At 64.9% G+C, this 24,590-nt stretch carries 24 protein-coding genes; 16 read left to right on the top strand and 8 right to left on the bottom strand.

The annotated features are described in order from the left end of the window. Nucleotides 1–23 precede the first annotated feature (23 nt). Nucleotides 24–545 (top strand): DUF6586 family protein, encoded by a 522-nt coding sequence (locus CL52_RS11795; RefSeq protein WP_043220815.1) that lies wholly within the window; start codon nucleotides 24–26, stop codon nucleotides 543–545. 223 nt (nucleotides 546–768) lie between these two features. Continuing rightward, a complete protein-coding gene (locus CL52_RS11790) occupies nucleotides 769–1,005 on the top strand; it encodes a hypothetical protein (protein WP_041104795.1) in 237 nt (78 codons plus the stop codon). A 49-nt stretch (nucleotides 1,006–1,054) separates the two neighbouring features. Here CL52_RS11790 and sulA read toward each other — a convergent pair whose 3' ends face one another. Then, nucleotides 1,055–1,525 (bottom strand): SOS-induced cell division inhibitor SulA, encoded by a 471-nt coding sequence (sulA, locus tag CL52_RS11785; RefSeq protein ID WP_041104797.1) that lies wholly within the window; start codon nucleotides 1,523–1,525, stop codon nucleotides 1,055–1,057. Nucleotides 1,526–1,539: 14 nt separating this feature from the next. Further along, nucleotides 1,540–2,148 (bottom strand): transcriptional repressor LexA, encoded by a 609-nt coding sequence (gene lexA / locus CL52_RS11780; protein WP_041104799.1) that lies wholly within the window; start codon nucleotides 2,146–2,148, stop codon nucleotides 1,540–1,542. Between the two features lie 194 nt (nucleotides 2,149–2,342). Here lexA and CL52_RS11775 point away from each other — a divergent pair, with 194 nt between their 5' ends. From CL52_RS11775 to CL52_RS11745, 8 genes are all read left to right on the top strand, one after another. Next, the gene (locus CL52_RS11775; protein ID WP_043220813.1) at nucleotides 2,343–3,050 is read left to right on the top strand and encodes a TetR/AcrR family transcriptional regulator; all 708 of its coding nucleotides are present in this window, start codon (nucleotides 2,343–2,345) and stop codon (nucleotides 3,048–3,050) included. A 39-nt stretch (nucleotides 3,051–3,089) separates the two neighbouring features. Further along, nucleotides 3,090–3,614 (top strand): L,D-transpeptidase, encoded by a 525-nt coding sequence (locus tag CL52_RS11770; protein ID WP_043220810.1) that lies wholly within the window; start codon nucleotides 3,090–3,092, stop codon nucleotides 3,612–3,614. 14 nt (nucleotides 3,615–3,628) lie between these two features. Beyond that, the gene (nagZ, locus tag CL52_RS11765) at nucleotides 3,629–4,624 is read left to right on the top strand and encodes a beta-N-acetylhexosaminidase (RefSeq protein WP_043220807.1); all 996 of its coding nucleotides are present in this window, start codon (nucleotides 3,629–3,631) and stop codon (nucleotides 4,622–4,624) included. 19 nt (nucleotides 4,625–4,643) lie between these two features. Further along, entirely contained in the window at nucleotides 4,644–5,378 is a 735-nt protein-coding gene (locus tag CL52_RS11760) for an S-methyl-5'-thioinosine phosphorylase (protein WP_043220804.1), read from the top strand. A 117-nt stretch (nucleotides 5,379–5,495) separates the two neighbouring features. Then, on the top strand, nucleotides 5,496–5,993 hold the full coding sequence (locus tag CL52_RS11755; RefSeq protein WP_041104808.1) for an LEA/WHy family protein: 498 nt from the start codon (nucleotides 5,496–5,498) through the stop codon (nucleotides 5,991–5,993). A gap of 9 nt (nucleotides 5,994–6,002) precedes the next feature. Continuing rightward, nucleotides 6,003–6,188: an SEC-C metal-binding domain-containing protein gene (locus CL52_RS20720; protein ID WP_074519896.1), complete on the top strand. Its 186-nt coding sequence runs from the start codon at nucleotides 6,003–6,005 to the stop codon at nucleotides 6,186–6,188. A 7-nt stretch (nucleotides 6,189–6,195) separates the two neighbouring features. Beyond that, nucleotides 6,196–6,660: a DUF2489 domain-containing protein gene (locus CL52_RS11750; protein WP_043220802.1), complete on the top strand. Its 465-nt coding sequence runs from the start codon at nucleotides 6,196–6,198 to the stop codon at nucleotides 6,658–6,660. Nucleotides 6,661–6,721: 61 nt separating this feature from the next. After that, nucleotides 6,722–9,256, top strand: coding sequence for a penicillin acylase family protein (locus tag CL52_RS11745; RefSeq protein WP_043220801.1), 2,535 nt, complete (start codon nucleotides 6,722–6,724; stop codon nucleotides 9,254–9,256). 6 nt (nucleotides 9,257–9,262) lie between these two features. Here CL52_RS11745 and tsaA read toward each other — a convergent pair whose 3' ends face one another. Together tsaA and trpB are read right to left on the bottom strand one after the other, a co-directional pair. Next, nucleotides 9,263–9,955, bottom strand: a complete 693-nt coding sequence (gene tsaA, locus CL52_RS11740; protein ID WP_043220799.1) for a tRNA (N6-threonylcarbamoyladenosine(37)-N6)-methyltransferase TrmO — start codon at nucleotides 9,953–9,955, stop codon at nucleotides 9,263–9,265. A 101-nt stretch (nucleotides 9,956–10,056) separates the two neighbouring features. Then, nucleotides 10,057–11,265 carry a tryptophan synthase subunit beta gene (gene trpB / locus CL52_RS11735; RefSeq protein WP_043220798.1) on the bottom strand — a complete coding sequence of 403 codons (1,209 nt, stop codon included), beginning with the start codon at nucleotides 11,263–11,265 and terminating at the stop codon, nucleotides 10,057–10,059. Between the two features lie 416 nt (nucleotides 11,266–11,681). Between trpB and CL52_RS11730 the strand changes: the two genes are divergently transcribed. From CL52_RS11730 to betA, 3 genes are all read left to right on the top strand, one after another. Beyond that, entirely contained in the window at nucleotides 11,682–13,748 is a 2,067-nt protein-coding gene (locus CL52_RS11730; RefSeq protein ID WP_043220796.1) for a choline transporter, read from the top strand. Nucleotides 13,749–13,833: 85 nt separating this feature from the next. After that, nucleotides 13,834–15,306, top strand: coding sequence for a betaine-aldehyde dehydrogenase (betB, locus tag CL52_RS11725; RefSeq protein ID WP_043220793.1), 1,473 nt, complete (start codon nucleotides 13,834–13,836; stop codon nucleotides 15,304–15,306). A gap of 14 nt (nucleotides 15,307–15,320) precedes the next feature. Continuing rightward, nucleotides 15,321–16,994 carry a choline dehydrogenase gene (betA, locus tag CL52_RS11720; RefSeq protein ID WP_043220791.1) on the top strand — a complete coding sequence of 558 codons (1,674 nt, stop codon included), beginning with the start codon at nucleotides 15,321–15,323 and terminating at the stop codon, nucleotides 16,992–16,994. A gap of 119 nt (nucleotides 16,995–17,113) precedes the next feature. Here the strand turns inward: betA and rimO are convergent, their stop codons facing one another. Together rimO and rfbD are read right to left on the bottom strand one after the other, a co-directional pair. Further along, nucleotides 17,114–18,439 (bottom strand): 30S ribosomal protein S12 methylthiotransferase RimO, encoded by a 1,326-nt coding sequence (gene rimO / locus CL52_RS11715; protein WP_043220788.1) that lies wholly within the window; start codon nucleotides 18,437–18,439, stop codon nucleotides 17,114–17,116. 175 nt (nucleotides 18,440–18,614) lie between these two features. After that, nucleotides 18,615–19,517, bottom strand: coding sequence for a dTDP-4-dehydrorhamnose reductase (gene rfbD, locus CL52_RS11710; RefSeq protein ID WP_043220787.1), 903 nt, complete (start codon nucleotides 19,515–19,517; stop codon nucleotides 18,615–18,617). A gap of 267 nt (nucleotides 19,518–19,784) precedes the next feature. On the opposite strand from rfbD, the gene CL52_RS11705 reads away from it, so the two are divergent. Further along, nucleotides 19,785–21,068, top strand: a complete 1,284-nt coding sequence (locus tag CL52_RS11705) for an arsenic transporter (RefSeq protein WP_043220785.1) — start codon at nucleotides 19,785–19,787, stop codon at nucleotides 21,066–21,068. On the opposite strand, the gene CL52_RS11700 is transcribed toward CL52_RS11705, so the two are convergent. Further along, the gene (locus CL52_RS11700) at nucleotides 21,060–22,655 is read right to left on the bottom strand and encodes a sensor domain-containing diguanylate cyclase (protein ID WP_052264563.1); all 1,596 of its coding nucleotides are present in this window, start codon (nucleotides 22,653–22,655) and stop codon (nucleotides 21,060–21,062) included. The two genes, CL52_RS11705 and CL52_RS11700, sit on opposite strands and share 9 nt — an antisense overlap. A 96-nt stretch (nucleotides 22,656–22,751) precedes the next feature. Beyond that, nucleotides 22,752–23,618, bottom strand: a complete 867-nt coding sequence (locus CL52_RS11695; RefSeq protein WP_043220784.1) for a helix-turn-helix domain-containing protein — start codon at nucleotides 23,616–23,618, stop codon at nucleotides 22,752–22,754. Between the two features lie 265 nt (nucleotides 23,619–23,883). Here CL52_RS11695 and CL52_RS11690 point away from each other — a divergent pair, with 265 nt between their 5' ends. Then, complete coding sequence (locus CL52_RS11690) at nucleotides 23,884–24,075, top strand: Flp family type IVb pilin (RefSeq protein ID WP_043223159.1); 192 nt, start codon at nucleotides 23,884–23,886, stop codon at nucleotides 24,073–24,075. 10 nt (nucleotides 24,076–24,085) lie between these two features. Further along, nucleotides 24,086–24,580 (top strand): A24 family peptidase, encoded by a 495-nt coding sequence (locus CL52_RS11685; protein WP_043220781.1) that lies wholly within the window; start codon nucleotides 24,086–24,088, stop codon nucleotides 24,578–24,580. Nucleotides 24,581–24,590: the final 10 nt, after the last annotated feature.

The raw sequence follows: 24,590 nt of genomic DNA, 5'->3' as shown, positions 1-24,590 counted from the left end.
AATCCTGCTTTGCGGAGAGCACCATGGCTCACGAACGCTACACCCGTACCAACCAGAAACTGTTCTTTGCCGGCCTTTCGCTGGAAAACTGGCGCAAGGCTGACGCACTCGGCACCCTGAATGCTCAGGGGCAGGTCCAGGCCGAGCGTGAGGCGAGCCTGTTTCACCTATACGGGGCCGTGCTCGGCCTGTGCCATGAAATCGCTGGTTTCTACCGGTCGCCAGGTGCTGATGCGCCTCGCGCCGAGGCGTTTCTGAATCGCCAGGCGCTGGAGCAGGCGCCGAGCCAGGAGCTCGCCGAGCTGGTCGAACTCGCCGAACAGCCGGACACTTGGTTAGCCCGGTTGCTGTCGGCTCATGCCGCGTTGTTCCAGCCGCCTCAGGCGCCAACGAAGGCCAAAGTCGATCCACGGCAGCCGCTGATCGAGGCGGTGACGCTCGAGGAGGACCAGCCAGAAGCCTTGTCGCGAACCGAGCTGGAGCTCTGGCGCACGAACATCAAGGAGCTGGTGCTGCGCTTCCGCGAGACCATGACTGAGTGGTGACGTCCGGCTTGAATTGATTCGCGTCGTTTCCGTCGTGTCGTTCGTGCCTCACGGGTGGCCGGCGGCAAGGCATCAGGCCAGGGCTCGCTATGCCGGCGCGGCAGGTGGCGAGCTGAGATGCCTATGGCCGCGTTCATCGGCCTCATGGCTGAGCGCGGGGTACAAGCCTTTTCTCATGGCACTCCACTGGTACAATGCGCGCCTTTCAACGAGAGCCAACCGAATGCCTACGTCTTTTCTAGAGATTGTCGAGATGCCCGATGGGCGCATCGTGCTCCGCCGCGCCGAAGACGAGGAGGTGCTGGTCACGCTGGATTTCTCCGAGGAGGCCAGGCTGTTCCTGCAGGGACAGCACGTCGAGGTGGCTAAGGCGATGTTCAACGTCGGCGTGCAGATGGCGGGGAAAATGGCCGAAGGCGATTTCGAATACGAGGATGAGTCGCCGCGCGTCTTGCATTGATACGAAGCGGCTTGCCGGCACGATCCCTGTGCCGCCGAGAGGGAAGGGCCTAGCAGCCCAGGCGGATATTCAGCCCTTTGGCCTGGCCCAGGCTGGCCGCCGCACGAAGCTTGTTACGCTCAGCGTTGCTGAGCTTTTCCTGCCAGGTGATCACGGTGTGACTGCAGCCCGAGCCGAGTGCCTTGCAGGCCAGTTCGAGCGCGCTTTGGTCATTACGAGGGTGCAGAACGATCACACGTTGGCGGTTCAGGCCGCTGTCACGCAGCCAGTTGCCGCTCAGTGAGCCGGGGGGCGCAATCAGTGTCAGCCAGCGTTTGTCGTCCGCCTCGCTGAGATCCCTCAGGATAGGCGTCAACAACAGGTGGCAGTGTTCGCTGTTGCCGCTCAGGCTAAGCTCGCTAAGGTACTCGGGGCGAGGCTCGACAGAAGCAGGGGCTGCACAGAATGGCATGGCGCGCTGGGCCATCATGCCTTCGAAAAGTGACAGCTGTGGTCGCATGGTTTCGGAACGGTACTGCATGATCCTTCTCCTGTTTAGCGGCGAATGACACCGACGCTCAACCCTTCGATGACCAGCTCCTGCTCTTCGAGGTCTACCTCGATCGGCGCGAAGTCCTCGTTTTCGGCCAGAAGCCACACCTTGTTGCCCTCACGCTTGAAGCGCTTGACTGTGACTTCATCGCCGACTCGAGCGACTATCACTTGCCCGTTGCGTGCTTCGCGCGTGGTATGGACGGCAAGCAGGTCGCCATCGAAGATGCCGATGTCCTTCATGCTCATGCCGCGCACCCGTAGCAGATAATCGGCTTTCGGATGGAAAAAGGCGGGGTTGATCTGGCAGGATTCCTCGACATGCTGTTGCGCCAGGATGGGCGCACCGGCCGCGACCCGGCCAATGATAGGTAGCCCGCTCTCGTGCGTGGCTGGCTCGAAATCGGGGATGCGGATGCCGCGTGAGGCGCCCGGTGTCATTTCGATGGCGCCTTTGCGCGCCAGGGCCTTGAGATGCTCTTCGGCTGCGTTGGGGGATTTGAAGCCGAGCTCCTGCGCGATCTCCGCTCGCGTTGGCGGGTAACCGTTGTCTTCGAGGCAGCGTTTGATGAAGTCGAGGATCTGAGACTGGCGGGGCGTGAGCTTGATCATGGCGGTCTCTGTTCTTTTATACAGTGCCTGGGATTATATACAGTGCATGCGGGTTGGCAATCGCCTCGCGTCGCGCCTTTTCCTCTTAACAGGCCGGTTGCGACAAAGCGGCACAACCGCCGAAGCGGATGCAGGTTGACTTGGTAGACACTGAAACGTAAGTTTCAAACACTTGTTTGTCTTCTGGAGGGGGCATGGCGCAGTCGGAAACAGTTGAGCGCATTCTCGATGCTGCGGAACAGCTGTTCGCGGAAAAGGGCTTCGCCGAGACTTCGCTTCGTCTGATCACCAGCAAGGCCGGGGTGAACCTGGCGGCGGTGAACTATCACTTTGGCTCGAAGAAGGCGCTGATTCAGGCCGTGTTCTCACGGTTTCTCGGTCCATTCTGCGCGAGCCTCGAACGCGAACTCGACCGCCGAGAGGCGCTTGCCGGCAAGCCGGACACCCTTGAGGAGCTACTCGGTATCCTGGTCGAGCAGGCGCTGGCTGTGAAGCCGCGCAGCGGCGACGACCTGTCCATCTTCATGCGCTTGCTCGGCCTGTCGTTCAGCCAGAGCCAGGGACACCTGCGGCGTTATCTCGAAGACATGTACGGCAAGGTGTTTCGCCGCTACATGCTGCGGGTACACGAGGCGGCTCCGTCGCTGCCGCCGATCGAGCTTTTCTGGCGTGTGCATTTCATGCTGGGTGCAGCAGCCTTCAGCATGTCCGGCATCAAGGCGCTCAGGGCCATCGCCGAGAACGATTTTGGCGCGCGCACATCGATCGAGCAGGTCATGCGGATGATGGTGCCGTTCCTGGCTGCCGGTATGCGCGCCGACAGTGCCATCGCCGATACGCCACTGGCCGAGGCTCAGCCGTTGGCCCGGCGCAATGCGGTGGCGGTTCCTGCCAAGGCTTGAGGTTCAAGCCTGTGGCTGCTTGGGCTAAGCTAGCGGCCCATGGCCGACCTCGATTTGCTCCTCGTTTCCCTCGCTGACCAGTGCCTGTACGGGTTCACCCGCGACAGGCTCTGTTTTCGTGCCTCTGTTTCCACTGCCGTGAACGGGCCGGGCGAACACAATGGTTCGGGCTGTACGCCGCGCGGCTTGCACCAGGTGCGTGCGAAGGTCGGTGCGGGTCTGCCGGCCGGGGCAGTATTGCGCGGCCGACGCTGGACCGGAGAGGTCTGGACGCCGCAGTTGCACGAGCAGTTTCCGGGGCGCGACTGGATCCTCAGTCGGATCCTCTGGCTGAGCGGCTGCGAACAGGGCGTCAACCGCCTCGGAAGCGTCGATACGTTCCGACGCTACATCTATATACACGGCACACCCGACACCGAGCCAATGGGTGTGCCGCTATCCCACGGCTGTGTGCGCATGCGCAACGAAGAGCTGATAGCGCTGTTCGCACGGGTGCCGTTGCACTGCGCCGTTCGCATCGACGAAGCCTCTTATCCTCAGTGGGCTCACGCCAAACTCGATTAAGGATTCTGTGCCTCATGCAAGGTTCATTGATGCTGGATATCGGCGGCACCTGGCTGACTGCCGAGGATCGCCAGTTGCTGCGCCAGCCGCAGGTCGGCGGCTTGATCCTGTTCGCGCGCAACATCGACCATCCTCGCCAGGTGCTGGATCTCTGCCGGGCCGTGCGCGCCGAGCGCCCGGACTTGCTGATTGCCGTCGATCAGGAAGGTGGTCGCGTCCAGCGCTTGCGGCAGGGCTTCGTCAGATTGCCGGCGATGCGCGAGTTCGCCCACCACTCGGATGCCGTCGAGCTTGCCCGGGCCTGCGGCTGGTTGATGGCCACGGAGGTACTCGCGGCCGGCCTCGATTTCAGCTTTGCTCCGGTGCTCGATCTCGATCATCAGCGCAGTGCGGTAATCGGTGCGCGGGCGTTCGAGGCGGCACCCGAGCGTGCGGCCGATCTGGCCGCCGCCTTTATCGGCGGGATGCATGCGGCGGGCATGTCGGCGACCGGAAAGCACTTCCCCGGCCACGGCTGGGCCGAAGCCGATTCGCACGTGGCGATACCGCGTGACGAGCGTAGCCTCGAGGAGATTCGTCAGTGCGATCTGCTGCCGTTCCGGCGGCTGGCGCCTACGCTGGACGCAGTGATGCCCGCGCACGTGATCTATCCACAGGTAGATTCCCAGCCGGCGGGCTTCTCCCAGCGCTGGCTGCAAGAGGTGTTACGCGGCGAGCTGGGTTTCTCCGGCGTGATCTTCAGCGACGATCTTTCCATGGCCGGCGCCCATGTAGCGGGCGATGCTGCGGCGCGCATCGAGGCCGCGCTGAGCGCCGGCTGTGACATGGGGCTGGTGTGCAACGACCGGGCAGCCGCCGAGCTGGCCGTTTCGGCATTGCAGCGGCTGGCTGTAAAGCCCTCGCCGAGGCTGGCCCGGATGCGCGCCCGTTCCGTGATTGCGCAGGACTACAAGCAGAACCCGCGTTGGCTTTCCGCGCTCGGTGCGTTGCGCGGCGCAGGTCTGGTATGACCCCCTCAGAGAACCAAGCATGACTGTACACGCCATCATTGGCGGAACCGGGCTGACCCAGCTGGATGGCCTGGTGCTGCGCGATGCCAAGCGCATTGAAACCCCGTATGGCCTACCGTCGGCAGACATTCTCCATGGCCGTTACGCCGGCGGTGAAGTGCTGTTCCTGGCGCGCCATGGCCACCCCCACCGCATCCCACCGCACGAGGTCAACTATCGAGCAAATCTCTGGGCGCTGAAGGAGGCCGGGGCTGAGAGCGTCGTGGCGGTCAACGCGGTGGGCGGCATCCACGCTGCGATGGGCGCGGGGCACTTCTGCGTACCGCACCAGATCATCGATTACACCTATGGTCGAGCGCATACGTTTTTCGAAGGTGAGCTCGAACAGGTGACGCATGTCGACTTCAGCTATCCCTACGACGAGTCGTTGCGCCAGCGCCTAGTCACCGCCCTCGCCGCCGAGGGCTTTGCCTTCAGCAGCCATGGCGTATACGGCTGTACCCAGGGCCCGCGCCTGGAGACGGTGGCGGAGATCGCGCGGATGGAGCGTGACGGCTGCGACATCGTCGGCATGACCGGTATGCCGGAGGCGGTGTTGGCGCGCGAGCTGGAGCTTCCCTACGCCTGCCTGGCACTGGTGGTCAATCCGGCAGCAGGAAAGTCCGGCGGGATCATCACCATGGCGCAGATCGAGGCCGCGCTGGCCGAGGGTGTCGGCAAGGCACGTGCGGTGCTGGCTCGCATTCTGGGCTAAAGCACCCGGCTGCAACAGGGCTGTCATGCCGGCGCGTGACACTGGCAATTTGCAACTTGCCCCCATTGCGGCTGCCGGACCGCTTGCTACACTGAGCCGTCCTTTGGAGTACTTGGAATGTTCGATCAGCGGCGCACAATAACAATACTCAGAACGGTGCTATTGCTGAGTCTGCTCGGTTCGCTAACTGCCTGTTCAACCTGGTTCAGCAACAATTTCGTCGACCCCAAGGTTCAGTTGACGAAGGTCGAGGTGGTCAAGGCCCGCTTGCTGGAGCAGCAGTTCATGCTGCGTTTTCGCATCGATAACCCCAACGATCACAGCCTGCCGGTCCGCGGCCTGCGCTACAAGGTACATCTCAACGAGGTGGAGCTGGCCGACGGCGAATCGAGTGGCTGGCTGACGGTGCCCGCGCACGGGTTCGAGTACTACGAAGTCACCGTGCACACCAACTTGTGGAAGCACATGAAGTACATCGTGCGGCTGCTGGAAAAGCCTGATCGGGCCATCCGCTACAGTCTCGATGGTGAGCTCAAGACCGGCCTGATGCTTGGACGTGCTGTGCAGATCTCCACCAAAGGAGAGATAATCCCCGGCAACTTTATCCCGGAGTGACGCAGCAACATGACTCAAGAACCTCACGTACACGGCCCCGACTGCAATCACGACCACGAGCATCATCACCATGTCCATGGTCCGCACTGCAATCATGCGTCGGAGCCGGTTCGCAACCCGCTGAAGGACGTCGGTCGCAACGACCCATGCCCATGCGGCAGCCAGAAGAAATTCAAGAAGTGTCACGGGGCCTGATTGTCCCATGTCGCCCGTCGTGCTCGTGCTGCTGAGTCTGGGTGCGTTGGTGATTGCCGCGCTGGGCGGTTATGCCTTGTATCTCTGGCGCCGCGTCTGGCGCGTTGAACGCGAACAGCAGGCGCAGCAGACCAAGCGGCAGATTGCGCTGGCTGAGGATTTGCGGATCCTGGCTGGCAGCCTGCTCGACGAGCAGCTGCCACTGATCGAAGGTGCGATTCGCATCAAGGTTCTGCTCGATCACTACGATCCTGTTCTGGGGCAAGACCCTCGCTGCCAGGTGTTCCATCAGCTCTACGAGGCGACCGAGCAGGTGCCGACCCACGGCGCCTGGAAAGCGCTGGAGCGCAGTGAGCGACGTCGCTACGAGGCGACCTTCAGTGCGCTGGAACTCAAGCACAAGGCCGAGGCTCGGCGCTGTGCACGCTGGCTGCTCGACGAAGCGCTGCCAGCATCCGGCCGAGCGGCCTGATCAGCAAAGCTCCCTAACTGTCTACCACCTGTCTGTCGGCTCGCCCCGCGAGGAGTTATCCATGTCGACGCGTTTGCCTGTCTCCTTGTCTCGCATTGCCATTGGCGCAGCGCTTGGGTTGTTCGGCCTGGCCGGGTGTCAGGCCTATCTGGATAGCCGTTACGCCGACAGTGTCGCACCGGCGCACGGTGTCCAGCCGCTGAAGGGGCTGGCAGGCAGTGTCAGTGTGCGGCGCAATGCACTGGGCATGCCGCTGATCGAAAGTCAGTCATTGCACGATGCGATCTTTGCCATGGGCTACGTGCATGCCAGCGACCGGCTCGGGCAGATGATCAGCCTGCGCCTGACGGCCCAGGGGCGGCTGGCTGAAATGGTCGGCCCCGGGGTGCTGGACATCGACCGCTTCATGCGTGCGGTGAATCTGCGCCAGAGCGCCGAACTCTTCTACCGCGAAGCATCGCCGCGCATGAAGAAGATCTTCGAGGTCTACGCGCGCGGCGTGAACGCCTATCTGTATCGCTATCGCGACCGGCTGCCGATGGAGCTCGCCGAGTCGGGCTATCGACCCGAGTACTGGAAGCCGGAAGACTCCGTACTGATCTTCTGCCTGCTCAATTTCGGCCTTTCGGTGAACCTGCAGGAAGAGATCGCCGCACTGGCGCTGGCCCAGCAGGTGGGCAGCGACAAGCTGGCCTGGCTGCTGCCGACCTACCCCGACGAACCGCTGCCGTTCGATGAAGCCGCCAAGCTGGACGGGCTTTCGCTCGGCGGGCAGATTCCGGGGCTGGACAGCGTCGCCGAGACGACCCGTCGCGTTGCCGCTTTCAACATGCTAGGCGTTGCCGCCTCGAACAACTGGGCCGTCGCGGCGAGCCGCAGCCGCAGCGGCAAACCCTTGTTCGCCAACGACACGCACTTGCCGTTGTCGATGCCCTCGTACTGGAATTTCATGCAAATTCGTTCGCCGAAGTTCCAGGCTGCCGGCGTAACGGTCGCCGGGGTGCCGGCCGTGGTCGCCGGCTTCAATGGCAAGCTCGCCTGGGGCATGACGATGGTCATGGGCGACAATCAGGACCTGTTTCTCGAAAAGGTCCGCCGAGATGGCGACCGCATGCTGTACCTGGCCGACGGGCGCTGGGTGCCGGCCCAGGTGCGCCACGAAACCTACTTCATCAAGGGCGCGCGGCCTGTTCGCGAAACCCTCTACGAGACGCGTAACGGCCCCCTGCTGAACACTGTGCTGGGCCCGCGCAAGCACTCGCTGCAACCGCTGGAACTCAAGAGCGGCTACGGCCTGGCACTGAAGAGCACGCTGCGCGAGGCCGATCGATCGCTCGATGCGTTCTTCGACCTGTCCCGCGCCGGCTCCGTCGAGCAGGCTTTCGAGGCCAGCGGGCGCATCGGTGCCATGCCGTTGAACATGCTGTTCGCCGACGAACGCAGTATTGGCTGGCAGGTCACCGGGCGTTACCCGAACCGTCGTGAGGGGCTGGGCCTGGTGCCGTCGCCCGGCTGGGACGGGCGCTATGACTGGGATGGTTTCGCCGATTCGATGCTGCATCCCTACGACCAGGACCCGGCCCAAGGCTGGCTGGGCACCGCGAACCACCGTACCGTGCCTCGCGGCTATGGCATGCAGCTGTCGAGTTCCTGGTATTACCCAGAACGCTACGAGCGGCTGGCCGAGCTCGCCGGCAGCGGCCGGCATGACACGCGCAGCATGATGGCCATGCAATACGATCAGCGCACGCCGTTCGCCGCCAAGCTCCAGACGATGTTGCAGGGGCCGGGCATGGCGCAGCCGCTGAAGGCGGCTGTCGCAGCGTTGCCAGCCGAGCAGCGGGTGCGCGCCGAAGAAGCATTGCGCCGTCTGCTGGCGTTCGATGGCGAGCTGGCCGCCGACTCGGCGGACGCGGCACTCTATGGCGCTTTCCTGCAGGAGAGCGCGCGGCAGATCTTCCTCGATGAGCTCGGCCCGGAAGACCGACCGGCCTGGCAGGCGCTGATTCAGGCCTCCACCTTGTCCTACTCGGCGCAGGCCGATCACTTGCTCGGCCGCGACGACAGCCCGTTCTGGGACGACCAGCGCACCGCCACCGTCGAGGACAAGCCCACCATCATTGCGCGCAGCCTGGCAGCGGCGGTGAGCTCGCTGGAAACCCGCCTCGGCCCCGATCGTCAGGCCTGGCAGTGGGGTAAGCTGCATCGCTACGAGTGGGTCAGCGGAGCCACCCAGCTGGCGCCTCATATGCCGGCCGGTCAGCGCCGCGCCATCGAAGCGCTGGACGGCTACCTCAATCGCGGGCCTTACCCGGCCGGCGGCGATCACTCCACGCTCAACGTATCGGCTTACCACTGGGGCGCGGATTTCGACACCTGGCTGATTCCGGCAATGCGCATCATCGTCGATTTCGGGCGCGACGAACCGATGATCGGGCTGAACAGCTCCGGACAGTCCGGCAACCCGGCCAGTGAACACTATGCCGATGGCATCGACGCCTGGCTAAAGGGGGCGTATCAGAGCTTTCCGCTGAAGCCTGCCAATCTGGACAAGGTGTACGGCACGCAGCGCCTGCTGCTGACCCCGGCTCGCTGAGCCGCGTCAGGCGGGTACGACCTCGAGCACGCAAATCGTGTCGGGCTCGGGGTAATGCCAGCGTACCTGCACGTCCCACAGCCGAGTGCCGTAGCGGCGCTCCGGCCGCGGCTGCTGGTAGGCCGGCCGCGGGTCCTGCGCCAGGCACTGTTCGATCAACTGCACCAGGGGCTCGCCGAGGCGCTCGGCGTGGGCCTGTGCCTGCTGCAGCGCAGCGGGTAGCCACCGCACCCTGATCGGCTCGGGGGCGGCATCGGCGATGTCGTTGCGCGCCTCGGGCAGCGCATCGGCATAGGGCACGTAAGGCTTGATGTCGAGCACCGGCGTGCCGTCCAGCAGGTCGATACCGGAGACGAAGAGGCGGCCGGGCTCGACCCTGTCGAGCCGTACGACCGACTGACCAATGCCGTTCGGCCGATGTGTGGAGCGAGTCGCGAACACGCCCAGCAGGCGGTTGCCGCCCAGTCGGGGCGGGCGTACACGCAGGCGTGGTTTGCTTTCCAGGGCCTGGTGAAAGAGAAAAAGCAGCCAGACGTGGCTGACCTGTTCCAGCCCGGCGACCGCCTCGGCGCAATCGTAGGGTGGCATCAGCTCGAGCACGCCGCGCGCCGCCGGCGCCAGGCTGGGCTGGCGCGGGATGGCGAATTTCTCCTTGAAGCAGGAGTGCAGGATGCCGACGGGGCTGACACTGTGAGGCATACGGGTGACCGGCAGAGGGCAGGGGAGCGCGATGATACGCCGCCCGCGCTCGCGTTGCTCAGCGGCGCGGGCGGGGAGCGCCCGGTTGCCGGGCCGAACCGTCAGAGGCCGAGCAAGCGGGCGACGTAGTCGGCGTCCTTGTCGCCACGGCCGGACAGATTTACCAGGATATGTTGCTCACGGCCCAGCGCTGGTGCGGCACGCATGGCCCAGGCCACCGCATGGGCGCTTTCCAGCGCCGGAATGATGCCCTCGGTGCGCGACAGGGTCATGAAGGCCTCGAGGCATTCCTGATCGGTGACCGACTGGTAATCCACCCGGCCGATATCCTTCAGGTAACTGTGCTGCGGGCCGACCCCGGGGTAGTCGAGCCCGGAGGCGATGGAGTACACGGCGGCCGGGTTGCCTTCGGCATCCTCCAGTACGTAGCACGCCATGCCGTGGAGTTCGCCCGGCTTGCCCTGCGACAGGGTCGCCGCATGGCGGCCGGGCCGGTCAACGCCTTCGCCGGCCGGCTCGATGCCGACCAGCCGGACTGCGCCGTCATTGAGGAAGGCGCTGAAGATGCCCATGGCGTTCGAGCCGCCGCCGACGCAGGCAGCGACATGGTCGGGCAGCCGCCCATGCCGGGCGAGAAACTGTTCGCGGGCCTCGCGGCCGATGATCGACTGGAAGTCGCGGACCATTTTCGGGAACGGATGCGGCCCGACGACCGAACCGATGGCATAGATGAAGCTCTGTGGGTCCTTGAGGTATTCCTCGAAGGCGCTGTCTACCGCTTCCTTGAGCGTCGCGGCGCCCCTGGTGACCGGCACCAGCTTGCAGCCGAGGATCTTCATCTTGGTGACGTTGGGGTGTTCTTTCTCGATATCCACCTGGCCCATGTGGATCTCGCAGGGGATGCCCACCAGCGCGCAGGCAGTGGCGAGGGCGACACCGTGCTGCCCGGCGCCGGTCTCGGCGATGACCTTCTTCTTGCCCATGAACTTGGCCAGCAGCGCCTCGCCCAGGCAGTGGTTGATCTTGTGCGCACCGGTGTGATTGAGGTCTTCACGCTTGAGGTGGATCTGCGCACCGCCGAGTTTTTCCGATAGCCGCCTGGCGTGGAAGATCGGGCTTGGCCGGCCCACGTAATCGGCGAACAGGCTTGCCAGTTCCGCCTGGAAATCCTCGCGCTGGCGGATTTCCTCATAGGCGAGGTTGATGTCGTCCATCGCCTGCTTCAGGTGCGGCGGCACCAGCTGCCCGCCATAGGGGCCGAAGTAACCGTTGGCATCGGGCATCGAGGCAAAAACAGGTTCGGACGACATGAATGCTTCTCTCCATGAAAAGGCAGCGCCTGGCTGGCGGGGTTGCCGATCATAGCCAGCGCCGGCGCCGCTGAAAACGCACGGCGATGTGCGCCAAGGCCGCATCACCGGGGCCGTTGCGTCTTAGCAAAGGTGGCGCGGCAGGTGGTCACGTTTGGCGGTGGAAGGGCGCAAATTGGCGAAATTGACGTTAATCGTGTAGGATGCGCGCCCAATTCGAGTTTATTGGAGCAAATAACCTCTTAATTGAACGTCGGTATGATCTGCCGACCGGGGCCTGGCTGTCATCAGCACAGTCGTCTGCAGGCCCTTCCCGCCATCGGGTCGCTGCGTTCCCCTGCGAACCGCTCTCGACCTGCCGCAATTCGTCGCCTAGCGATGTCATAAAGCCAGAACAAGTTCAGGAGATAGAACTTATGAACGAGGCTGAGCTGTCGCCCCATGATTCCGACGCGCCACGCGACCGGATCAACCCCGTGGTCTTCTACGGTTCCGCCATTGCGATCGTCGTGTTCGCCGTGTGGACGATGTTCTTCACCGACCGCTCGCTGGCGGTCATCAACACGGTACTCGGCTGGATTTCCGACACCTTCGGCTGGTTCTACTTTCTCGCCGTATTGCTCTACCTGGTGTTCGTCGTGCTGGTCGCATCCAGTCGCTACGGCAAGATTCGCCTCGGCCCCGATCATTCCAAGCCCGAATTCAATGTCCTGACCTGGGCGGCGATGCTGTTCTCCGCCGGCATCGGCATCGACCTGTTGTTCTTCTGCATTGCCGAACCCATCACCCAGTTTCTCGAGCCGCCGGTAGGTGAGGGCGGCACGACCCAGGCCGCACGCCACGCGCTGGAACTGACCTTCCTGCACTGGGGGCTGTCCGGTTGGGGCGTCTATACGCTGGTCGGGATGTCGCTGGCGTATTTCAGCTTTCGCCAGGGCCTGCCGTTGTCGATCCGCTCGGCGCTGTATCCGATCTTCGGCAAGCGCATCCATGGGCCGATCGGTCACACCGTCGACTCGGCGGCCGTGCTCGGCACCGTGTTCGGCATCGCCACGAGCCTGGGCATCGGCATCATCCAGCTCAACTTCGGCCTGAACTACATCTTCGGCATCCCGGATGGCACCCTCACCCAGGCGGTGCTGGTGGTGCTCATCGTGGCTTTCTCGGCTGTGTCGGCAGCCACCGGCGTCGAGCGCGGCATCCGCCGGCTTTCCGAATTCAACATGCTGTTGGCGGTTCTGCTGCTGCTGTTCGTGCTGGTGGTCGGCGATACGGTGTTCCTGCTCAACGCGCTGGTGATGAACGTCGGCGACTACTTCTCCAACTTCATCAGCCTGTCGCTGGACACCTACGCCTACCGCCGGCCGACCGACTGGCTGAACGCCTGGACGGTGTTCTTCTGGGCCTGGTGGATTGCCTGGGGCCCCTTCGTCGGCCTGTTCCTGGCACGCATCTCCCGGGGGCGGACCATCCGCGAGTTCGTCGTCGGTACGCTGCTGCTGCCGCTGGCGTTCATGATGGCCTGGATGTCGATCATGGGTAACAGCGCCATCGAGATGGTCATGGGCGGCGCCCTGGAGTTCGGCCAGCAGGCGGTAAGCAACCCGGGCTCGTCGATCTATCTGTTCCTGCAGAGCTTGCCGTGGTCGGGCCTCACTACCATCGTGGTGACGATCCTGGCCATTGTCTTCTTCGTCACCTCCGGCGACTCCGGTTCGCTGGTGCTGTCGAACTTCACTTCGATCCTCAAGGATGTGAACAGCGATGCGCCGGTGTGGATGCGCATCCTCTGGGCCGCGATCATCGGCATTCTCACCCTGGCGCTGCTGATTGCCGGCGGCCTGACCGCGCTGCAGGGCGCCGTGGTGATCATGGGGCTGCCGTTCTCCATCGTCCTGCTGTTCATGATGGTGGGGCTGTTCAAGGCGCTGCATGTCGAAGGTGTGATGGCCGACAGCTACCAGAAGAGCCTCGCCGGCTACCTGTCCGGGCGCGCCACCCTGGAGCACACCCAGATGAACTGGAGCCAGCGGCTGTCGCGGGCGATGAGCTTCCCCAGCCTGTCGCAGATTCGCCGCTATCTGAAGGAGGTCGCCAGGCCGGCCATGGAAGAGATCAAGAAGGCGCTGGGCGAGAAGGGCGTACCGGTGGAGATCCTCGAGGGCGAGCCGGGCAACGAGCATCTGATCCTCAACGTCAACCTGGGCAGCGAACAGGATTTCACCTATCAGATCTGGCCGGTGCGCAGCACCATGCCGTCGTTCGCCATGCGCACCCAGAGCAGCAAGGCCGATTACTACCGGCTCGAGGTGCACCTGCGTCAGGGCAGCCTGGGTTACGACCTGATGGGCTACTCGCGGCGCCAGCTGATCGAGGACGTCCTCGACCACTACGAACACCACATGCACTTCCTGCATCTGCAGCGCGAGAACGGTGGGGGTGAAAGCGGCATGCCCAACCCGGGCGCGACACCGACGCCCTGACCACACACGTTCGGGCGATCCCCGGACGTTCATTCACGTCGCGGCAGCGTCGATCCGCTGTCGCCTCGATCACAGGAGCTAGAACATGGCCCGTTTTCCACGGCAGCAACTCTATATCCATGGCGGCTACGTCGACGCCAGCAGCAACCAGACCTTCCAGAGCATCAACCCGGCCAACGGCGAAGTCCTGGCCGAAGTGCCCGAGGCTGGCGCGGCCGATCTGGAGCGCGCGGTTGAAAGCGCCGAGCAGGGCCAGCGCATCTGGGCGGCGCTGACCGGTATCGAGCGGGCGCGAATCATGCGGCGCGCGGTCGATCTCTTGCGCGAGCGCAACGACGAGCTGGCGCTGCTGGAAACCCTGGATACCGGCAAGCCGCTGAGCGAAACCCGCAGCGTCGACATCGTCACCGGCGCCGACGTGCTGGAGTACTACGCGGGCCTGGCTCCGGCCATCGAGGGCGAGCAGATTCCGCTGCGCGACAGCAGCTTCGTCTATACCCGGCGCGAACCGCTGGGCGTGGTGGCCGGCATCGGTGCCTGGAACTATCCGATCCAGATCGCCCTGTGGAAGGCTGCTCCGGCGCTGGCCGCGGGCAACGCGATGATCTTCAAGCCCAGTGAGGTCACGCCCTTGAGCGCGCTCAAGCTGGCAGAAATCTTCAGCGAGGCCGGGCTGCCCGATGGCGTGTTCAACGTGCTGACCGGCAGTGGCGCCGGCGTCGGCGCGCTGATCACCGAGCACCCGCGCATCGCCAAGGTGTCCTTCACCGGCGGTGTGGCCACCGGCAAGAAGGTCATGGCCAGCGCGGCAGGCTCTTCGCTGAAGGACGTGACCATGGAACTGGGCGGCAAGTCGCCGCTGATCGTCTGCGAGGACGCCGATCTGGATCGCGCGGCCGATATCGCGGTCATGGCCAACTTCTTCAGCTCCGGCCAGGTGTGCACCAACGGCACCCGGGTGTTCGTCCCCGCGGGCCTGAAAGCGGCCTTCGAGGCCAAGCTGCTGGAGCGCGTGCAGCGCATTCGCCTGGGTGATCCGCAGCAGGAAGGGACCAACTTCGGCCCACTGGTCAGCTTCGCGCACATGAACAAGGTGCTCGACTACATCGCCCAGGGCAAGGCCGCTGGCGCGCGGCTGCTCTGTGGCGGTGAGCGGGTGACCGAGGGCGAGTGCGCCAGGGGCGCCTTCGTCGCACCCACCGTCTTCAGCGACTGCAGCGACGACATGACCATCGTGCGCGAAGAGATCTTCGGCCCGGTGCTGAGCCTGCTCGAATATCAGGACGAAGACGAAGTCATCCGTCGCGCCAACGACACCGAATATGGCCTCGCCGCCGGCGTGGTCACCACCGATCTGGCGCGGGCGCACCGCATCATCCATCGCCTCGAGGCTGGCATCTGCTGGATCAACACCTGGGGCGAATCGCCGGCGCAGATGCCGGTCGGTGGCTACAAGCAGTCCGGCATCGGTCGCGAAAATGGCATTGCCTCGCTGGCGCACTACACGCGGGTCAAATCGGTACAGGTGGAGCTGGGCGAGTTCGCCTCGGTGTTCTGAGGGAGGTTGAAAGCATGGAATATGACTACATCATCATCGGCGCCGGCTCGGCCGGTAACGTGCTCGCCGCACGCCTGACCGAGGACACCGACGTCAGCGTGCTGCTGCTGGAAGCCGGCGGCCCGGACTACCGGCTGGACTTCCGCACCCAGATGCCCGCCGCGCTCGCCTATCCGCTGCAGGGCACGCGCTACAACTGGGCCTACAAGACCGACCCCGAGCCGCACATGAACAACCGTCGCATGGACTGCGGCCGCGGCAAGGGCCTGGGTGGTTCCTCGCTGATCAACGGCATGTGCTACATCCGCGGCAACGCGCTGGACTACGACAACTGGGCCAAGATCCCCGGCCTGGAGGACTGGACCTACCTCGACTGCCTGCCGTACTTCCGCAAGGCCGAATCGCGCGACATCGGCCCCAACGACTACCACGGCGCTGTCGGCCCGGTCAGCGTGACCACGCCGAAGGCCGACAACAACGAGCTGTTCCACGCCATGGTCGAAGCCGGTGTGCAGGCCGGCTATCCGCGTACCGACGACCTCAACGGCTATCAGCAGGAAGGCTTCGGCCCGATGGACCGTACCGTGACGCCCCAGGGCCGGCGCGCCAGCACGGCGCGCGGCTATCTGGATCAGGCCAGGGAGCGGCCGAACCTGACCATCGAAACGCACGCGGTGACTGATCGCGTCCTGTTCGAAGGCAAGCGCGCGGTGGGCGTGCGCTACCTGCGCGATCGCAAGGCCCCGTACATCGTGCGGGCGCGTCGCGAGGTGCTGCTGTGCGGCGGGGCGATCGCCTCGCCGCAGATCCTGCAGCGCTCGGGCGTCGGGCCGGGCGAGCTGCTGCGCCGGGTCGGCGTGAAACTTGTCCACGAGCTGCCCGGCGTTGGCCAGAACCTGCAGGACCATCTGGAGATGTACCTGCAGTTCGAGTGCCTGAAGCCGGTTTCGCTGTATCCGGCGCTGAAGTGGTGGAATCAGCCGGCCATCGGCGCCGAATGGCTGTTCCTCGGCAGCGGCATCGGTGCCAGCAACCAGTTCGAGGCGGGCGGCTTCATCCGCAGCAGCGACGAGTTCGAATGGCCGAACATACAGTTCCACTTCCTGCCGGTGGCGGTCAGCTACAACGGCAGCAACGCCCATGACGGTCACAGTTTCCAGGCCCACGTCGGCTCGATGCGCTCGCCCAGCCGCGGGCGTATCGAGATCCGCTCGACCGACCCGGCCGAGGACCCGAGCATCCTGTTCAACTACATGGCCCACGAGCAGGACTGGCGGGAATTCCGCGATGCCATCCGCATCACTCGCGAGATCATCGCCCAGCCGGCGCTCGACCCTTACCGCGGTCGCGAGCTGAGCCCGGGTATCGATGCGCAGAGCGATGCCGAGCTGGACGCCTTCGTCCGCGAGCACGCCGAGACGGCCTATCACCCGTCCTGCTCCTGCAAGATGGGCAGCGACGACATGGCCGTGGTCGACGGCCAGGGCCGGGTGCATGGGCTGGAAGGGTTGCGCGTGGTGGATGCCTCGATCATGCCGCAGATCATCACCGGCAACCTCAACGCGACCACCATCATGATCGCCGAGAAGATCGCCGATCGGATTCGTGGTCATGAGCCGCTGCCGCGCAGCACGGCGAAGTACTACGTGGCAGGCAATGCGCCGGTGCGGCAACCGCCGCGGCGTTGACGAACCCGCAGCCCGGTGGTGGAAAAGGCTTCGCCGTTTTCCACCCTGCGCGTCGAGGACTCCTCACGCCGAAATGAAAACGCCCCGCAGAAGCGGGGCGTTTCATGTAGCGGTTCAGCTCAGATCACTTCGGCCCAGAGGTCGTACTCGTCGGCGTTGGTGACGCGCACGCGCACCTTGTCGCCCGGCTGCAGCGGCTGTTCGCTGTCGACGTAGACCATGCCGTCGATCTCCGGAGCGTCGGCCCAGGAGCGGCCGATGGCACCGTCTTCGTCCACTTCGTCGATCAACACGTCCAGCTCCTTGCCGACCTTCAGCTGCAGGCGCGCGGCGCTGATGGCCTGCTGGTGCGCCATGAAGCGGTCCCAACGGTCCTGCTTGATCTCGTCCGGTACCGGTTCCAGGCCCATGGTCTCGGCCGGTGCGCCTTCGACCGGCGAATACTGGAAGCAGCCGACGCGGTCGAGCTGGGCTTCGGTCAGCCAGTCGAGCAGGTACTGGAAGTCTTCCTCGGTCTCGCCGGGGAAGCCGACGATGAAGGTCGAGCGGATGGTCAGCTCGGGGCAGATCTCGCGCCACTGCTTGATGCGCGCCAGGGTCTTGTCCTCGAAGGCCGGACGCTTCATGGCCTTGAGCACCTTCGGGCTGGCGTGCTGGAAGGGGATGTCCAGGTACGGCAGGATCTTGCCGGCGGCCATCAGCGGGATCACGTCGTCGACGTTGGGGTAGGGGTAGACGTAGTGCAGGCGCACCCAGACGCCCATCTTGCCCAGCTCCTCGCACAGCTCGAGCATGCGCGTCTTGACCGGCTGGCCGTTCCAGAAATCCAGCTTGTACTTGAGGTCGACGCCATAGGCGCTGGTGTCCTGGCTGATCACCAGGACTTCCTTCACGCCAGCCTTGACCAGGCGCTCGGCCTCGCTGAGCACATCGCCCACCGGGCGGCTGACCAGCTTGCCGCGCATGGAGGGGATGATGCAGAAGCTGCAGGTATGGTTGCAGCCTTCGGAAATCTTCAGGTAGGCGTAGTGGCGCGGGGTGAGCTTGATGCCCTGCGGCGGTACCAGGTCGACGAAGGGATCGTGCTCGATGCTCGGCGGCACCACTTCGTGCACCGCATTGACCACCTGCTCGTACTGCTGCGGGCCGGTAACCGCCAGCACGCTGGGGTGCACGCCACGGATGTTGTTCTCGTCCACGCCCATGCAGCCGGTGACGATCACCTTGCCGTTCTCGGCGATCGCCTCGCCAATGGCGTCCAGCGATTCGGCCTTGGCGCTGTCGATGAAGCCGCAGGTGTTGACCACCACCACGTCGGCGTCCTCATAGGACGGCACGATCTGGTAACCCTCCATGCGCAGCTGGGTGAGGATGCGTTCGGAGTCGACCGTGGCCTTCGGGCAGCCGAGCGAGACAAATCCTACGGTAGGGGCGTTTTTCGACATGACGGGCCGGACCTCGGGTGATGCGGCGGGGAAAAATGGCGCGAGAGTATACAGCGATTCACGCCGGGCAGTCGCTCGGCGGGATGCCGGCCGTCAGCCGATGCGAGGGGAGCAAGGATGGCAAGCGCGGCCGCACCAGGCGCGACAGCGGAGTGCGGGGCTGGCGGCAGGAGGCTCAGACCGCCATGCGGCTGGGCGCCTGCTCGCCGAGTACATCCAGCAGCGCCCTGAGGTCGGCCTGCCAATCGATCGTGTCGAGTTCGAAGGCACTCTCGAAGCGGCTGCAATCGAGCACCGACCATGCGGGGCGGCGGGCCGGCGTCGGGTACTCGCTGGTCGGAATGGGCGACAGGTTCGGCAAGCGGTGGATCAGGCCAACCTCCTTGGCCTGGCGGAAGATCTCGCAGGCGAACGCATACCAGGAGCAGGCCGAGCGACCGCTGTAGTGGTAAAGGCCCCACGCCAGCTCGCCGGTCGTGGCGTAACGGCGGGCCAGTTCGAGGAGGACCGAGGCGATTCGCTCGGCGCTGGTCGGGCAGCCGATCTGATCGTCGACGATACGTAGCTCCGGCCGGGCGGCCAGGCGCAACATGGATTTGACGAAGTTGCCGCCATGCTCGCCGTAGACCCAGCTGGTCCGCAGGATGAGGTGACGGTCGAGCTGCTCGGCGATGGCGCGCTCGCCGGCCAGCTTGCTCGCGCCGTAAATGCCCAGCGGTGCGGTGGTGTCGTTCTCCTTGTACGGCCGGCGCGCCTGACCGTCGAACACGTAGTCGGTAGAAAGATGGAACAGTGGCGCGCCGAGACGTTCGGCCACCTCGGCCAGCACGGCGGCGCCGTCCCGGTTGACTGCATAGGCGAGTCTGGAGTGCTCTTCGGCGGCGTCGACCTGGGTATAGGCGGCAGCGTTGATGACGAGCGCGGGGCGAAGCTGCTCCAGGGTCCGCCTGACGCGCCAGGCGTCGGTGAGGTCCAGCTGAGCGTGTGACAGGCCGACTACCTCCAGGCCGTACGCTGATCCTTGCATGACCAGACTGCGGCCAATTTGTCCCGTGGCACCACAAACTAGAATTTTCAATGGGGGTTCCTCGACCTTACAACTTCTCACGATTCCCTATGAGTGCGATCGTGCTCGAATGTTCCTCGGCTGCGGGCAATTAGACGAAGCGGGCAGCGCGTCTGGAACGCGCCGGGTAGAGCAGTACCCCGCTGCAGGGCGATTGCGTATAGTGCCGCCGCACCGGGCATCGCCCCGGTTCCCCGCCGGCGGCAGGCGTCGAAGCCCGACGATGACGGCGAACGCCAACCGCTTTCGTTTCGACAATTTCCGGAGGCTTCGAGGCCCATGTTCGCCGCCCTGGCCATCTTCGTCGTCACTATCGTGCTGGTCATCTGGCAACCGCGCGGGCTGGGCGTCGGCTGGAGCGCCAGCTTCGGCGCGCTGCTGGCGCTCGGCACCGGTGTGGTCCAGTTCGACGACATTCCCCTGGTCTGGGCGATCGTCTGGAACGCCACGGGCGCCTTTATCGCGATCATCATCATCAGCCTGTTGCTCGATGAGGCCGGCTTCTTCGAATGGGCGGCGCTGCATATGGCGCGTCTGGCCCAGGGCAGCGGGCGCCGGCTGTTCGTACTCTGCGTGCTGCTCGGCGCCGCGGTGTCGGCGCTGTTCGCCAACGATGGCGCGGCGCTGATCCTCACGCCCATCGTCATCTCGATGCTGCTGGCGTTGCGCTTCTCGCCGCCGGCCACGCTGGCCTTCGTCATGGCCGCGGGCTTCATCGCCGACACCGCCAGCGTGCCGCTGGTCGTCTCGAACCTGGTCAACATCGTTTCGGCCGATTTCTTCGGGCTTGGGTTTGCCGAATACGCATCGGTCATGCTGCCGGTGAACCTGGTGAGCGTCGCGGCCTCGCTGGCGGTGCTGTTCGTCTGCTTCGGCCGCGACATCCCGCGGCACTTCGATGTCGACACGCTGAAGATGCCCGCCCTGGCGATCCGCGACCGCGCGACCTTCAGGGCGGGTTGGGTGGTGCTCGTGGTACTGCTGCTCGCCTTGTTCGCCCTCGAGCCGCTCGGTGTACCGATCAGCCTGGTGGCAGCGCTATGCGCCGGCGCGCTGCTGGCGGTCGCTGCGCGTGGGCGGGTGATCGGTACGCGCCGGGTATTGCGCGGTGCGCCCTGGCAGATCGTGGTGTTCTCGCTGGGCATGTACCTGGTGGTCTACGGGCTGAACAACGCGGGCCTGACGCGCCATCTCACCGCTCTGCTCGATGCCTTCGCCGAGTACGGCGTTTGGGGCGCCGCGCTCGGCACCGGCCTGCTCACGGCGCTGCTGTCGTCGCTGATGAACAACCTGCCGAGCGTACTGGTCGGCGCGCTCGCCATCGACGCCAGCCAGACCGAGGGCGTGGTGCGCGAGGCAATGATCTACGCCAACGTCATCGGCTGCGATCTCGGGCCGAAGATCACGCCCATCGGCAGCCTGGCCACGCTGCTCTGGCTGCACGTACTGGCGAGCAAGGGCGTGCGCATCGGCTGGGGCTATTACTTTCGCGTCGGCATCGTGCTGACCTTGCCGGTGCTGCTGGCCACGCTCGCGGCCCTGGTGCTGCGCCTGTCACTGTGACGCCGGCGGTTCCGCGTTGCCCGAGGGGGCGACCAGCAGGCGGTTGCGCCCGGCCTGCTTGGCCCGGTAGAGCGCCTCGTCGGCACGCTTGAAGACCTGTTCGGCGGTCTCGCCGTGGGTTGGCCATTCCGCTACGCCAAGCGAAATGGTGACGGCGCCGACGGTGTCGATCTTTGCCTGCTCCACGCAGTGGCGCAGCCGCTCACCGACCTGCGCCGCGGAATGGCAATCGGCATTCGGCAGCAGGACCAGGAACTCTTCGCCACCGAACCGGCAGAGCACGTCGCTGTCACGCGAGCAGCTGCGCATCAGGTCGGCGACCTGGCGGATCACCTGATCGCCGACGTCATGGCCAAAAGTGTCGTTGATGCGCTTGAAGTGATCGATGTCGAGGGTGATCACCGCGAAATGGCGCTGCTCGGCGCGGAGCATTTCCACCGCGGTGGTCAGCCCGCGGCGATTGCGCAGCCCGGTGAGTGGGTCGGTCTGCGCATCCAGGTTGAGCTTGCCGATCTTCTGGTGCAGCAGGCTGATGCCCAAGAGCAGCGCGCGCTTGAGCTGCGCCGCTTCGAAATACCAGGAACGGATGCGATGGATCCGCTCGGGCGTTTCCGGGGCGTCCATCTCGCTGGCGGCCTGGGCCAGCTGCCAGAGCGGACGGGCGATCAGGCTGGCCAGCATGCCGACCAGCAGCAGCGTAAGCACGGCCATCGGCGCCGTCTCGCGCAGCACCTCCATCATCAGCCCCTCAAGCGCGCTGAGCGTGACCTCGGTAGGGCGCTGCGCGACGATGCCCCAGCCGACGCTGGGCACCTGGGCATAGCCGGCCAGCATGTCCACGCCCTGGCTGTTGATCAGGCGCTGGCTACCGCTCTCGCCGAGCAGCACCGCATCGATCACCGGATTGGTGCCGACCACCGTGCCGAGCCGCTCGGGCTGCGGGTGGTAGAGCAGCCGCCGGGTACGGTCCACCACGTAGATGTAGGAGCCATCCTGATAGAAATGCTCACCGAGCAGCGCCGCCAGTGGCCCGCTCTGCTTGAGGTGAATGGCGCCTGCCACATAGCCCAGGTACTGGCCGTCGGGGCCGAAGATCGGCTGTGATACCAGCACCACCAGATTGCCGCGTGGCGACATGTAGGGCTCGCTCACCGCCGCGCGGCGCAGCCGTAGCGCCTGCTGGCTGCCGGGGTTGTCCAGTTGCTCGCCCTTCAGATGCCGCGAAAGCGGCGACACGCCGCGCACGATCCCGCCGGCATCCACCACCATCACCGTGTCGTATCGGTTGGTTTGCATGCGCAGGTGCCGCAACTCTTGCTGCAGGTAGGCGTCATCGTCGAAACGCGTCGAGAACTGCGCCGAGGCGAAGCCGAGCTGCTGCCGCGCGCCGGCAAAGGACTGCTCGGTGATGTCCGCCAGCTTGGCCGCATAGACGCGGTTGGCCTCCAGCGTGTTGTCGATCAGCATCTGCCGCTGGACCTGCGAACTGGCATAGAAGCCGATCACCAGCGTGACGAGGGTCGCGGCTACCGTGAGCAGCACCACCGACCGCCGCAGATCGATGCGGAACATCCGGGTGAGGGGCATGACTACCTGACATCTGAGCACGTCGAACCAGCATGGTAGGCGCTTCGAGGATCAGGCTCCAGCCCGCCGGCCGCACTTGGCGCAGGTCAGGCCAGGCTAGCCGGCGCGCGGCAGCCCGCTGCGCAGCGGCGGGCGCAGCAGCTCCAGCCGCGAGGCTTCTTCCAGCTCCAGCACCGCGCCGCGTGCGGCCGGCTGGCAGGCATCGCGGTACTCGCTCGGTGTGCAGCCGGTGAACTGCTTGAAGGCGCGGGCGAAATAGGAGGGGTCGCGAAAGCCGGCGGCGTAACCGATGCTGGTGATCGGCATCTGGCTGTTGGCCAGGCGCTGCTGGGCGAAGGTCATGCGTTTGTGCTGGATGTAGTCCTGGTAGCTCATGCCAAAGGCTTCCTTGAACAGGCGGCTGAAGCGCGAGGGCGTCATCTTGCACAGCTCGGCCAGTTCCTTCTGCTCGATGTTCGAGCGGTACTGCGCCTCGATATGGCGCAGCGCCGGCGCCAGCCGTTGATGACGATGCGAGTCGGCGGTCAGGCGGATACTGTCAGGCAGCGTCGGCAGGTGGTCGATGCCCTGGTGCCGGCCCTGCTGCCGCACCTGGCAGAGCTGCGCCAGGCAGCTGCGATAACGGCGCAGCTCGTCGGCATCCAGCGGCAGCACCACGTATTCCCAGATCCGCGCACGCATCGCCCAGACGGCGAGCTCTTCGGAATGCTGCACCGTGAACATGGTGATCGGCAGGGCCGGCCGGGCACGCTTGAGTTCGAGTGCCAGGTTCAGCCCGCGCGAGTCCGGGCGGTCGTAATGCAGGCAGACCATGTCGGCGAAGGTGCCGGCATCGCCGAGCGCTTCGAAGGTCGTGAGGCTGCAGTGGCAGTCGCTGAAGTGGGCCATCAGTTCGGTCGTCGAACCGTCATGGGTCAGATCGACCCAGCGCAGCACCGGATACATCGTGGCGTTGGACATCATGCTTCGCTCGTTGTGACCACTCGGTCAGTATTGGCGAAGTGCCATCGCATGCCAGGTATTAAGCCTGATTAAAGATCAAAAGTTCTTTACCGGGCCTGCCGCACGGCCGCCAGCGCCGCCTGCACCGGGTTCGCACGCTTCGCGCAGAAAAGTCCTAGCGATACGCAACTGACTCCTAACCCCCACCAGTACCCGCTCACTAGTCTCGAAACCAGGCAACGCAGCGATGCGTTCCACTCGGGAAATCACACGAAAGGTGAGCGACATGAATATTCAGTCAATCAAGGAAGCAGTCAGGAAGTTCGCCCGGGATGAGGATGGGTTGACCATCGTCGAGTACGCCGTGGCGGGAGGCCTTATAACCGCAGGTGTTGTAGGTGCCTTCACATTACTTGGCGACACGGTGGAGGAGGTCATCGAAGGAATCATCACCGCCCTAGGCGGCACCCCTACTTAGTAAACAAGCCATGATCTGGCTACTGATCCCCCTGCTCTCGGCCGCGCTGGTCAGCGACCTCTGGCAGCGCCGTATCCCCAACACGCTGGTACTGCTGGGGATCGTCGTGGCGCTCGGGGGGCAGTACCTGACCACCGGCCTGGCCGGGCTGGGCAGCGGTGGGCTGGGCATGCTCATCGGCTTCGCGCTGTTTCTGCCGTTCTACGCCCTGGGTGGCATGGCGGCAGGAGACGTCAAGCTGATGGCCATGGTCGGGGCCTTTCTCACACCGACGCTGGCCCTGCAGGCGGCGCTCGCCAGCCTGATCGCCGGGCTGCTCTGTGCGTTGGTGCTGATTGCGGTGCAGGGGCAGGCGTGGCAGTTGGCGGCGCGTTACTGGCTGATGTTGCGGACCCGAAGCTATCTGGCGCCGCAAGCCGGGGAGGTGGCCGCCAAGCCATTTCCCTACGCGCTGGCGATCTGCCTGGGCACCGCGGCGAGCGGAATCTGGCACTGGGCGGGCTGAGGAGGTCGAT

The sequence above is a fragment of the Stutzerimonas balearica DSM 6083 genome, from assembly GCF_000818015.1.
GTDB classification, from domain to species: Bacteria; Pseudomonadota; Gammaproteobacteria; order Pseudomonadales; family Pseudomonadaceae; genus Stutzerimonas; species Stutzerimonas balearica.
Note: the sequence above shows the minus strand (reverse complement) of the source record. Positions and strands in the feature narration are given on the sequence as shown.

Bases quoted from the DNA above. Each gene is read 5' to 3' on its own strand.
- CL52_RS11795 (WP_043220815.1), top strand. From the start codon at position 24: ATGGCTCACGAACGCTACACCCGTACCAACCAGAAACTGTTCTTTGCC.
- CL52_RS11790 (WP_041104795.1), top strand. From the start codon at position 769: ATGCCTACGTCTTTTCTAGAGATTGTCGAGATGCCCGATGGGCGCATC.
- sulA (WP_041104797.1), bottom strand. From the start codon at position 1,525: ATGCAGTACCGTTCCGAAACCATGCGACCACAGCTGTCACTTTTCGAA.
- lexA (WP_041104799.1), bottom strand. From the start codon at position 2,148: ATGATCAAGCTCACGCCCCGCCAGTCTCAGATCCTCGACTTCATCAAA.
- CL52_RS11775 (WP_043220813.1), top strand. From the start codon at position 2,343: ATGGCGCAGTCGGAAACAGTTGAGCGCATTCTCGATGCTGCGGAACAG.
- CL52_RS11770 (WP_043220810.1), top strand. From the start codon at position 3,090: ATGGCCGACCTCGATTTGCTCCTCGTTTCCCTCGCTGACCAGTGCCTG.
- nagZ (WP_043220807.1), top strand. From the start codon at position 3,629: ATGCAAGGTTCATTGATGCTGGATATCGGCGGCACCTGGCTGACTGCC.
- CL52_RS11760 (WP_043220804.1), top strand. From the start codon at position 4,644: ATGACTGTACACGCCATCATTGGCGGAACCGGGCTGACCCAGCTGGAT.
- CL52_RS11755 (WP_041104808.1), top strand. From the start codon at position 5,496: ATGTTCGATCAGCGGCGCACAATAACAATACTCAGAACGGTGCTATTG.
- CL52_RS20720 (WP_074519896.1), top strand. From the start codon at position 6,003: ATGACTCAAGAACCTCACGTACACGGCCCCGACTGCAATCACGACCAC.
- CL52_RS11750 (WP_043220802.1), top strand. From the start codon at position 6,196: ATGTCGCCCGTCGTGCTCGTGCTGCTGAGTCTGGGTGCGTTGGTGATT.
- CL52_RS11745 (WP_043220801.1), top strand. From the start codon at position 6,722: ATGTCGACGCGTTTGCCTGTCTCCTTGTCTCGCATTGCCATTGGCGCA.
- tsaA (WP_043220799.1), bottom strand. From the start codon at position 9,955: ATGCCTCACAGTGTCAGCCCCGTCGGCATCCTGCACTCCTGCTTCAAG.
- trpB (WP_043220798.1), bottom strand. From the start codon at position 11,265: ATGTCGTCCGAACCTGTTTTTGCCTCGATGCCCGATGCCAACGGTTAC.
- CL52_RS11730 (WP_043220796.1), top strand. From the start codon at position 11,682: ATGAACGAGGCTGAGCTGTCGCCCCATGATTCCGACGCGCCACGCGAC.
- betB (WP_043220793.1), top strand. From the start codon at position 13,834: ATGGCCCGTTTTCCACGGCAGCAACTCTATATCCATGGCGGCTACGTC.
- betA (WP_043220791.1), top strand. From the start codon at position 15,321: ATGGAATATGACTACATCATCATCGGCGCCGGCTCGGCCGGTAACGTG.
- rimO (WP_043220788.1), bottom strand. From the start codon at position 18,439: ATGTCGAAAAACGCCCCTACCGTAGGATTTGTCTCGCTCGGCTGCCCG.
- CL52_RS11705 (WP_043220785.1), top strand. From the start codon at position 19,785: ATGTTCGCCGCCCTGGCCATCTTCGTCGTCACTATCGTGCTGGTCATC.
- CL52_RS11700 (WP_052264563.1), bottom strand. From the start codon at position 22,655: ATGCCCCTCACCCGGATGTTCCGCATCGATCTGCGGCGGTCGGTGGTG.
- CL52_RS11695 (WP_043220784.1), bottom strand. From the start codon at position 23,618: ATGATGTCCAACGCCACGATGTATCCGGTGCTGCGCTGGGTCGATCTG.
- CL52_RS11690 (WP_043223159.1), top strand. From the start codon at position 23,884: ATGAATATTCAGTCAATCAAGGAAGCAGTCAGGAAGTTCGCCCGGGAT.
- CL52_RS11685 (WP_043220781.1), top strand. From the start codon at position 24,086: ATGATCTGGCTACTGATCCCCCTGCTCTCGGCCGCGCTGGTCAGCGAC.